Source organism: Bradyrhizobium uaiense (assembly GCF_010811875.1).
Classification (GTDB): Bacteria; Pseudomonadota; Alphaproteobacteria; order Rhizobiales; family Xanthobacteraceae; genus Bradyrhizobium; species Bradyrhizobium uaiense.
Map to the genome: position 1 here is coordinate 1 of NZ_VKHP01000293.1, position 10,412 is coordinate 10,412.

At 65.2% G+C, this 10,412-nt stretch carries 7 protein-coding genes and 1 pseudogene; 6 read left to right on the top strand and 2 right to left on the bottom strand.

Features of this window, described 5'->3' with window-relative positions:
- Positions 1-81: 81 nt before the first annotated feature.
- The 5 genes and pseudogenes from FNJ47_RS40670 to FNJ47_RS40690 all read left to right on the top strand — a co-directional run.
- A pseudogene (locus tag FNJ47_RS40670) lies at positions 82-684 on the top strand (tetratricopeptide repeat protein); the annotation flags it as partial.
- A 136-nt stretch (positions 685-820) separates the two neighbouring features.
- On the top strand, positions 821-1,471 hold the full coding sequence (locus FNJ47_RS40675) for an OmpA family protein (RefSeq protein ID WP_163161746.1): 651 nt from the start codon (positions 821-823) through the stop codon (positions 1,469-1,471).
- Between the two features lie 276 nt (positions 1,472-1,747).
- Positions 1,748-2,665 carry an efflux RND transporter periplasmic adaptor subunit gene (locus FNJ47_RS40680; protein ID WP_163161748.1) on the top strand — a complete coding sequence of 306 codons (918 nt, stop codon included), beginning with the start codon at positions 1,748-1,750 and terminating at the stop codon, positions 2,663-2,665.
- Between the two features lie 13 nt (positions 2,666-2,678).
- Entirely contained in the window at positions 2,679-5,831 is a 3,153-nt protein-coding gene (locus FNJ47_RS40685; RefSeq protein WP_163161750.1) for an efflux RND transporter permease subunit, read from the top strand.
- Between the two features lie 87 nt (positions 5,832-5,918).
- Positions 5,919-6,326 (top strand): nuclear transport factor 2 family protein, encoded by a 408-nt coding sequence (locus FNJ47_RS40690; protein ID WP_163161752.1) that lies wholly within the window; start codon positions 5,919-5,921, stop codon positions 6,324-6,326.
- A gap of 101 nt (positions 6,327-6,427) precedes the next feature.
- On the opposite strand, the gene FNJ47_RS40695 is transcribed toward FNJ47_RS40690, so the two are convergent.
- Positions 6,428-7,063, bottom strand: coding sequence for a pyridoxamine 5'-phosphate oxidase family protein (locus tag FNJ47_RS40695; RefSeq protein WP_163161754.1), 636 nt, complete (start codon positions 7,061-7,063; stop codon positions 6,428-6,430).
- Positions 7,064-7,438: 375 nt separating this feature from the next.
- A complete protein-coding gene (locus FNJ47_RS40700) occupies positions 7,439-8,113 on the bottom strand; it encodes a Crp/Fnr family transcriptional regulator (RefSeq protein WP_050631133.1) in 675 nt (224 codons plus the stop codon).
- 212 nt (positions 8,114-8,325) lie between these two features.
- On the opposite strand from FNJ47_RS40700, the gene FNJ47_RS40705 reads away from it, so the two are divergent.
- Positions 8,326-10,386, top strand: coding sequence for an AsmA family protein (locus FNJ47_RS40705; protein WP_163161756.1), 2,061 nt, complete (start codon positions 8,326-8,328; stop codon positions 10,384-10,386).
- The last annotated feature ends 26 nt before the right edge of the window (positions 10,387-10,412 follow it).

Genomic DNA, 10,412 nt, shown 5'->3' on the forward strand with positions numbered 1-10,412 from the left:
TGACACTGCTGCACCGTCCTGACCGTCTGCCGCGCCGCATGTGATGGGGAGACAACCCAGCCAGGGCCCGCCCACGCTTGACCGCAGCGCCCGCCAAGGGGACCCGCCATCGCCTTGCCGCCACCCGCGCCTCCGCCTCCGGTGGTGATCCAGCCCACGCCGGCCCCGAGCAATTCGCCCGTGCTCGCCGACGATCCGACGATCAAGGGCCTGAGCGACAAACTGGACAAGAACCCCGACGACGCGGCCGCGCTGTATCGCCGCGGCCAGGTCTATGCCAGCAAGGGTGCCTACGACCTCGCGGTGAAGGACTTCACCAATTCGCTGCGGTTGAACCCGAAGGATGTCGAGGCCTATAACAACCGCTGCTGGGTCCGCACCGTGATGGGCGACCTGCAGGCGGCGCTGAAGGACTGCAACGAGGCACTGCGGCTGCGCCCGAATTTCGTCGACGCACTCGACAGCCGCGGCCTGATGAACCTGAAGGGCGGCCAGAACAAGAACGCCATCGCCGATTTCGACGCCGCGCTGAAGATCAACCCGCGGCTGACCTCGTCGCTGTACGGCCGCGGGCTTGCCAAGAAGCGCAACGGCGCGGTCGCGGAAGGCGACCTCGACATCGCCAACGCCAAGGCGATGGACCCGAACATCGTCAAGGAATTCGCCGACTACGGCGTGCAGTGACAAATCGATCGAGGCCGCCCTGACCTCGAACCGCCGCTGGAATTGCGCGACTAATCAGAGGGTGCGCGCCGGGCCGCAATGCCCGCGATCTGAAGAGTTGCATGGAACCGCGCCAGCCTGTGCAGGAGGGACCGAAATGTTCAAGCCGTCGGCAAAGGCCGCGATCCTTTCAATCATGACCGCCTGCGCCGCCCTGTCGTTCGGCATGGCGGCCGCCCGCGCCGGTGACGACGTCACCGAGGACCAGATCATCAAGGCACTGACGCCGGAGAAGAAGCCGCTGACCCGCGGCCTTTCGGTCGGCCCGCAGACCTCGCCCGGGCTGAACGCCGACCAGGCCAAATTCGTGCAGAGCATCCGCGGCCGCGCCACCCGCTCATTGTCCTCGACTGAGCGCGAGGAAATCGCGACCATCGTCCAGGATAAGCCGAAGATCGATCTCGAGATCAACTTCGACTACAACTCCGCCGACATCAGCACGAAGTCGCTGCCCTCGGTGCAGGCGCTCGGCCATGCCCTCACCAATCAGGACCTAAAGGGCTCGACCTTCGTGGTCGCCGGCCACACCGACGCCGCCGGCGGCGAGGACTACAATCAGGGCCTCTCGGAGCGCCGCGCCGACGCCATCAAGCGCTATCTGGTCGACAAATATGGCATCAACGGCACCGATCTGGTCACCGTCGGCTACGGCAAGAGCAAGCTGAAGGACCCCAGCCACCCGATGGCGGACGTGAACCGGCGCGTCCAGGTCGTGAACGTGGAAAACAAGGACACGGCATCCAAGTGATACGCGCCCAAGTGATCTGGATGTGATGGGCGGTGGCGTGGCCGCTTTTTGAGGTTACAATGCGTCCCGCACCCCCGGCGGGGCGCATTTGCTTAGGGGCCGAAGCCCAAAGCTGCCCACAGGTGACCCGCCTCACATGACGTCAGGGCATGATCCGGAACAATGGACAGCGGCCTTCCGCATGCCTAGGGAATACGGTGGCGGGCGTGATGAGACTTCGACGAGCGCCCAAGACGATCCCTGTCGATACGCGCCAAGTTCTGGATTGATCAGGCGATGAATTTTTCCCGATACCTCAAGCCTGCGCTCGGCACGGTGGTTTTCATCGCGCTGGCCATCGCCTATTACGCCTTCGAGCATCGCTCCCATCCCGAGGAGAAGGAGACGCCGGGCCAGGCGCTGGTCGTGGTGACGAAATCGACCAACGCCTGCTTCTCCGACATGGTTCGCGTCACCGGCTTCATCGTGCCGCGCCGCGAGGCGCAGGTGAATGTTGACCAGGACGGCTCCAAGGTCATCGACGTGCTGGTCCGCGAAGGCGACACCGTGACCGAGAACCAGGAACTGGCGCGGCTGACCCCGCCGCCGCAACAGGCCGCTCAGGCCAATGCCAAGCCGGTCGTGCTGCGCGCGCCGGCAGCCGGCCTCGTCACCGAGGTGCGCACCGCGCCCGGCGCGCCGGCCTCGCCGCAGGGTCCCCCGATGTTCAAGATCTCCATCGGCAACGAGATCGAGCTCGACGCCGAGGTGCCGGGCTTCCAGCTCCTGAAGCTCAATCCCGGCGCCAATGTGCGGATCAGCCGCGACGATGCGCCCGACATGGTCGGCAAGGTCCGCCAGATCTCGCCGCAGATCGACCGCGCCACCCAGCTCGGGCACGTCCGCATCACCATCAACAACAATCCGACCTTGAAGGTCGGCATGTTCGCGCGCGCCAATATCGACGCCAAGCGCTCCTGCGGCGTCGCGGTGCCGCGCACCGCGATCGACCGCCTGACCTTGCAGGTCGTGAAAGGCAACACCGTCGAGACCCGCAGGGTGCGCGTCGGGCTGACCTCCGACACCTCGACCGAAATCCTTGAAGGCCTCGACGTCGGCGAAATCGTCGTGGCCGATGCTGGCACCTCGCTGCATGACGGCGACCAGATCAAGACCATGTTCGCCGACGAACTCGATCGCTCGCGATCACGGTAATTCGGGCACGCTTATGGCTTTGAACATCTCGGCATGGTCGATCCGGAACCCGCTTCCCTCGATCGTCTTCTCCATCATCCTGCTCGTGCTGGGCTGGGTCTCCTTCACCAAGCTCGCGGTGACGCGGCTGCCGAGCGCCGACATTCCGGTGATCTCGGTCGCGGTCTCGCAATTCGGTGCCGCCCCCTCGGAACTTGAGTCGCAGGTCACCAAGACCATCGAAGACGGCGTCTCCGGCGTCGAGGGCGTGCGCCATATCTCCTCCTCGATCACCGACGGCCTGTCGGTGACCACGATCCAGTTCGCGCTGGAGACCAACACCGACCGCGCGCTCAACGACGTCAAGGACGCGGTGACGCGGGTGCGCGCCAACCTGCCGCAGAACGTCACCGAGCCGTTGATCCAGCGCGTCGACGTGATCGGCCTTCCGATCGTGACCTATGCGGCGATCTCGCCCGGCAAGACGCCGGAGCAGCTGTCTTACTTCGTCGACGACGTCGTCAAGCGCGCGCTGCAGGGCGTGCGCGGCGTCGCCCAGGTCGAGCGCATCGGCGGTGTCGAGCGCGAGATCCTGGTCTCGCTCGATCCCGACAAGCTGCAGGCGGTGGGCCTCACCGCGGTCAATGTCAGCCAGATCCTGCGCGGCACCAATGTCGACGTCGCCGGCGGCCGCGCCGAGATCGGCAAGAACGACCAGGCGATCCGCACCCTCGCCGGCGCCAAGACGCTGAACGAGCTCGCCGGCACCATGATTCCGCTGTTCGGCGGCGGCGAGATCCGGCTCGACGATCTCGGCACCGTCACCGACACCATCGCCGATCGCCGCACCTTCGCCCGCTTCAACGGCGAGCCTGTCGTGGCGCTCGGCATCAAGCGCTCCAAGGGCGCCAGCGACGTCGTGGTCGCGGCCGCGGTGCAGAAACGCATCGACGCGCTGAAAATTGCCTATCCCGACGTCGACCTCAAGCTGATCGACACTTCGGTCGAGTTCACCAAGGGCAATTACGAGGCTGCGATCTCGACCTTGTTCGAGGGCGCGATCCTCGCCGTCATCATCGTGCTGCTGTTCCTGCGCGACATCAGAGCCACGATCATCGCCGCGGTCTCGCTGCCGCTGTCGATCTTCCCGGCATTCTGGGCGATGGACCTGCTCGGCTTCTCGCTGAACCTGGTCTCCTTTCTCGCCATCACGCTGTCGACCGGCATCCTGGTCGACGACGCCATCGTCGAGATCGAGAACATCGTCCGCCACATGCGGATGGGCAAGACGCCGTATCGTGCCGCGCTCGAAGCCGCCGACGAGATCGGCCTCGCGGTGATCGCGATCTCGCTCACCATCATCGCGATCTTCGCGCCCGCGAGCTTCATGTCCGGGATCGCCGGGCAGTTCTTCAAGCAGTTCGGCATCACCGTGTCGGTGCAGGTGTTCTTCTCGCTGCTCGCCGCGCGCTTCGTGACGCCGATGCTCGCCGCCTATTTCCTCAAGCATCACGACCACGACGACCCGCCGCCCGGCCGCATCCTGCGCACCTATCACAGCCTGGTCACCTGGTCGGTGAGGCACCATTACATCACCGTGCTGGTCGGCTTTGCGGTGTTCGCGGCGTCGATCTGGAGCATCACGCTGCTGCCGCAGGGCTTCCTGCCGGCGCAGGACACCGCGCGCTCGCTGCTGGCGATGGAGTTGCCGCCCGGCTCGCAGCTCGCCTACACCGAGAAGGTCACCGAGGAGATCGTGGCGCGCTTGCGCAAGCGGCCCGAGGTGAGGAGCGTGTTCGTCGACGGCGGCCGCGTGCCGCCGGGCATCCAGGAGGTGCGCCGCGCCGCGCTGATCATCAACTACACGCCGAAGGCCGACCGCAGGATCACCCAGCGCGAGCTCGAGCTGTCGATCGGCAAGGAGCTCGACAACGTCCCCGATATCAGGTTCTGGTTCCTCGACGAAAACGGCCTGCGCGCCATCTCGCTGGTCGTGACCGGCACCGACAGCAACATCGTCAACAACGTCGCCAGCGAGCTGGCGACGCAGATGAAGCGGATCCCGATCATCGCCAACGTGATCTCGGAGACCGCGCTCGATCGGCCGGAGCTGCGCATCCGTCCGCGCGCCGAGCCGCGCCGCAAGCTCGGCGTCTCGACCGAGAGCCTGTCGCAGACCATCCGCGTCGCCACCATCGGCGATGTCGGCCCGGCGCTGGCCAAGTTCGACGCCGGCGAGCGCCAGGTGCCGATCCGCGTCCAGCTCGAGGACAATGCGCGCAGCGACCTGCAGATGCTGGAGCAGCTGCGTGTGCCGCTCGGCCAGCACGGCGAACGGGGCGGCGTGCCGCTGTCCGTGGTCGCCGACATCCAGCTCGACCAGGGTCCGACCAGCATCAACCGCTACGACCGCGAGCGGCAGGCCACCGTCGCCGCCGACCTCGTCGGCAATTCCGCGCTCGGCGATGCCACCAAGCTGATCTACGATTTGCCGGTCATGAAGAGCCTGCCGAAGGGCGTGAAGGTCAGTCCGTCAGGCGATGCCGAGAGCCTCGCGGAACTGTCGGACGGCTTCGCCACCGCGATCACCGCCGGCCTGATGATGGTCTACGCCGTGCTGGTGCTGCTGTTCGGCACCTTCCTGCAGCCGATCACCATCCTGTTCTCGCTGCCGCTCTCGATCGGCGGCGCGATCGGCGCACTGCTCTTGACCGGCAAGCAGCTCACCACGCCGGTGTGGATCGGCATCCTGATGCTGATGGGCATCGTCACCAAGAACGCCATCATGCTGGTGGAGTTCGCGGTGGAAGCGATCCGCGACGGCAAGGCGCGCGAGGAAGCGATGATCGACGCCGGCATGAAGCGCGCCCGCCCGATCGTGATGACCACGATCGCGATGGCCGCCGGCATGATGCCGTCAGCGCTCGCATTCGGCGCCGGCGGCGAATTCCGCTCGCCGATGGCGCTCGCGGTGATCGGCGGCCTGATCTTCTCGACCGTGCTGTCGCTGGTGTTCGTGCCGGCGATGTTCATGGTGATGGACGACATCGGCGGCCTGATCTGGCGCTTCGGCAAGCGGCTCGTGGTCTCGCATGCCGACCATGAGCTCACCCCGAGCGAGCCGAAGTCCGACGAGAGCAAGCGGCCGCCCGGCCCGCCGAGTATGATCTCGCCTGCCGCCGAGTAAGCCCGGCCGCCCTTCCAAAAGTTGTGCGCCGACCGCACTCGCGGTGTGGTAGAATGTCTGTCTTTCAGAAGGAGAGGAGGGCTCCCTATGGCAGACCGTGAAGCAATGCAGCGCTTGGTCACCCAGGCTTACGCCGCTCGCGGCAAGGGTGAAATTGATTCATTGATGGAAACGTTTGGTTCCGATTCGCGTTTCGAACTGGTGGGTGACAAGAAGGCCCTTCATTTGACCGGCGTCGTCGAAGGGCATGCGAATGTCAGGCAGGCGCTGGCGCAGTACATCGCGGCCTTCGAGTTCATGGATCGCAAGATCACCAGTTTTCTCGTCGACGGCGATCGGGCCGCCGTACATTCGACCATCACCGTTCGCTTTATTCCGAAGAACATCACCTTCACCGCGGATGTTCTCGATCTCTTCAGGTTCGAAAATGGCAAGATCGCTGAACTCGTCGAGTTCACCGATACGGCTCTTCTGAAGCAAGTAACGTCACCGTAGCGGTCGCACCTGCCTGTGAGACCGAGCCCCGCGCGGTCGACGGCGATCGGGCGGGGTGCCGCGCGTTGCGCGCAGCAAGCTCCCCCGCCCATGCCACATTCCTAGTAAAGCCGCGTACGATAGGCCTCTTCCATCGCCTTCTCGGCGACATCGACCTCGATCGCGGCGGTCTGCTCGGCGATGATCCGGCCGAGCGTCGGAAAGCTGTGGCGCTCGACTTGCGTGGCCGGATTCCACAGCTTCGAGCGCATCAGCGCCTTGCCGCAATGGAAGTAGGTCTCGTCGACATGCACCTTGAGGCCGATAATCGGCGTGACGTTCTGCACCGTCAGCGGCGTCAGGAGGTCCGGCTCCTGCGATATCTCGGCCCGCCCGTTGATGCGCAGCGTTTCGTTGATGCCGGGCACCATGAAGATCAACCCGATCCCGGACGAAGCGATGATGTTGCCGAACGTATCGACCCGATTGTTGCCGCGCCGATCCGGGATCAGCAGTGTCTTGTCGTCGAGCACCGAGACGAAGCCGGGTGCATCGCCGCGCGGGCTGGCGTCGGCATGGCCCTTGCCGTCGCTGGAGGCGATGATGAGGAACGGCGACAATGCGATGAAGTCGCGGCAGAACTTGTCGAGATGGTGGAGGACCTTCTTCTCCGCGAGCGGGCTGACCTGCCCGAAATGCCCGCGAAGATCCTCCTGCGACTTGACCGGCGGCTTGCCGCCCGCGTTTTGGCTGCTCATTGCGAACTCCCGTTTTGTGGCCAGTCTATACCACGTCAGTGCGGGAATTGATGCCAGCTGGAGGGGGCGCGCATTCGCCGCGGCCGCGGCTCAAGAACGCAAAACCCCTGCGGTCAACGGGAATGACCGCAGGGGTTTGCAGGTGGATGGCGTGAGGCCAGCAAGGCTGGGTGTCACCCCAAGGACCGGCATGCACATGAAAGCGATACCGGCCTCGTGATGCAAGCAAGTCTTTTAGGCAAGAGCGCGTCAACATTCGCAAGCAAAGCGCGCGAGAGGATGTCATCTTCGCGCGCGCGTTGCATGTGATCCGATTGGATTCTTGTTTGACGCGTTTCTTTGCGCGAACCGACGTCCACTTCGCTCGATAATGCCCTAATCGTTCCGAGCGACCGCGGTCAGCTTGGTCATGTTGTGCAGCATGATCCGCCCGCGTTGCAGGTCGACGATGCCGTCCTTGCGCCAGGTCTGCAGTTGCCGGTTGACGCTTTCGCGCGCGGCGCCGACGAAGATGCCGAGCTGTTCCTGCGAGATATGCACCTCGGAACCGAAATCCTCGGCCAGCGCGCACAGCCGGCGCGCGAGGCGAACCGGCAACGGCTGCAGCACGGATTCTTCCATCCGTTCGCTCTGCCAGCGGATGCGCTGGCACAGCAACGCGATCAGCCTGACCGCGACCTTCGGCTCGCGCTCGAGGAAGCCGAGGAAATCCTCCCGCCGCAGGACGAACAGTTCGGTGGGCTCGCCCGCAGTCGCATCCGCGGTGCGATCCTGACCGTCGAGCACGGCGACTTCGCCGAACAGATCGCCGGATCCCATGAAGTTCAGTGTGAGCCGGCTGCCGTCGGAGGCACCGGTCTCGATGCGCATCTGGCCACGGCGGACCCCGAAAAGGGCATCGCCGGGATCGCCTTTCTGGAACAGCACCTCGCCGGTCGCGAGCTGCTGGGTGTGACAGAGGCCCGAAAGCCGCTGCAACTCGTCCGCACCGAGATCGGCGAACATCGGATTCATCTTCAGAATGACCGCAAATTCGGCCTGTTTGCTCATTGTACTGCCTTCCAAATCCATCCGAGCGATCCCCTGACGCCCGGTTAGCAAAAATCACCCTCATAAGAGTGTGTGAGAGGTCACATAAGTTCATGCTGGTAACGGAATATTTTTCCGGTCGTTGGAGCGAGATCCCGTTTGCGGGATAATCTCGTGCGATCGGCCGTGCCTTTCCGCGGCGGAACCCTGTCTGCCCGGCCTGGAATATCGACATGAGAGCACTGAAATTCGCCGGGGCCGCCCTTGCTGGCGTGATCGTGATCATCGTGCTGGTGGCGGCGGTCGGGATCCCGGCCTCCTTCGTCACATCCGCCATCACCGAGCGGGTCGAACGAGAGACCGGCTACACGATCACCATCAACGGCGGTGCCAAGGTCAGCCTGTGGCCGACCGTCAATCTGACGCTGCGCGACGTCGTGTTGCGGGACCCGCGGGAGCGCGAGGCCAACAACCGGTTCGCCGCCGATCGCGTCGAAGCCGAGCTGACGCTGTCGAGCCTGTGGTCGGGCCAGCCTGAGATTACCGACCTCGCGATCGAGAAGCCCGTGGTCAACCTGCCGCTGCAACGCGAACGCACCCGCGATCACAATCCGCCGGCGAGGTCATCCGCGTCCGACAATGGCGGCATCACGATCCGGCATGTCGGCATCACCGGCGGCACCATCGTGTTCGCCAATGTGCGCGACCGGGTCGAGAACCGGATCGAGAGGCTCAACGCAGATGCGACGATCGGCGGCGACCGCAAGATCGTCGTCACGGGCGACGCCCGCACGAGCGACAAGCCGCTGAAGTTCGAGATCCGCGCGACCGCACCGCAAGCGCCGCTGGACCATCAGAGCGTGCCTGCCGAATTCAACATCGATGCGCCCGGCCTGTTGCCTGCGGCGATCAAGGCCAATGCCGAGCTGCGCCTGAACGGCACGGTGGTGATGTTCAACGGCGTGTCCGGCACGCTCGGCGATGGCGGCTTCACCGGCTGGGCCTCGGTCGATTTCGCCAGCAACAAGCCGCTGGTGAAGCTCGATCTCGACTTCCAGCGCATTGCGATCGCGATGACGCAGAGCCGGTCCGACACGGCGCAGCCGCTGGGCACGAATAGCTGGAGCAACGCGTCGATCGATCTCAATGGGCTCAACTACGTCGACGCGCAGGCGCGCATCTCGACGCCGGAGCTCCTGATCGGCGACGGCCGCTTCGCACAGGCGGCGATCGATGCATCTGTCGACAGCGGCGTGCTGAAGGGGAAGCTCGCCAGTCTCGGCGCCTATGACGGCACCGCCAACGGCGACGTCACGATCGACGCGCGAGCCGCCAATCCGACCTATGCGCTGCGGCTCGATCTCGCCGGCGTGCGCGCGCTGCCGGTGCTGAAGAGCCTCGCCGAGTTCGATAAGCTCGACGGCAAGATGCAGGCGAAGATCGCGCTGACCTCGCAAGGCACCAGCGAGCGGGCCATCGTCGGCAATCTCGGCGGCACCGCTTTCGTCGTATTCCAGGACGGCAAGATCCTCGGCCTCAACGTCGCGCAGATGATCCGCAACCTCACCACCGGCACCTTGTCGGGCTGGCAGCAGGGCCAGGAATTGTCGACCGATCTCAGCCAGCTCTCGGCCTCGTTCAAGGTCGACAAGGGCCAGGCCGTCACCACCGATCTCAATTTGATCGGCCCGCTGGTGAAGATGACGGGGGTCGGCACCATCGATCTCAACACAAGGCAGATCGGGTTCCGGGTCGAACCGCAGCTCGTGATGACCACCGAAGGCCAGGGCCGCGCCGGCAATCCGGTCGGCCTCGGCATCCCCGTGATGCTCGAGGGCCCCTGGGTCTCCCCGCGGATCTATCCGGAGATGCAGGGCATCCTCGACAACCCAGAGGCCGCCTATGCCAAGCTCAAGGAGATGGGCAAGGGCCTGTTCGGCGCGAACGGCCAAGGCTTGAGCCAACAAGGCCTGACTCAGGGCCTCAACGGGCTGAGCAACCTGCTGAACGGCGTGCAGGGCGGCGGAACCGGCGCACCGCCCGGCAGCAGCGGCCAGGCTCCTCCCGGCGGCGCTGCCGCCGGCCAGAACAACCCGCTCGGCGGGCAGCTTGGGGACACCATCGGGAACCTGCTGCAGCAGGGCCTCTCCACCCTGACCCAGGGCACGGCGATGAGCCCGAGCCGACGCCCGGCCCCACCCATGACGGTCGCCCCCTCGGCCGGCTGTCCGGCCCCAGCACACCACCCTGCCGCACGACCCACACTAGAGCACCGGCCCCATCCGACGGTGTAGGGGGCCGTGCCCACGATGTAGCACCG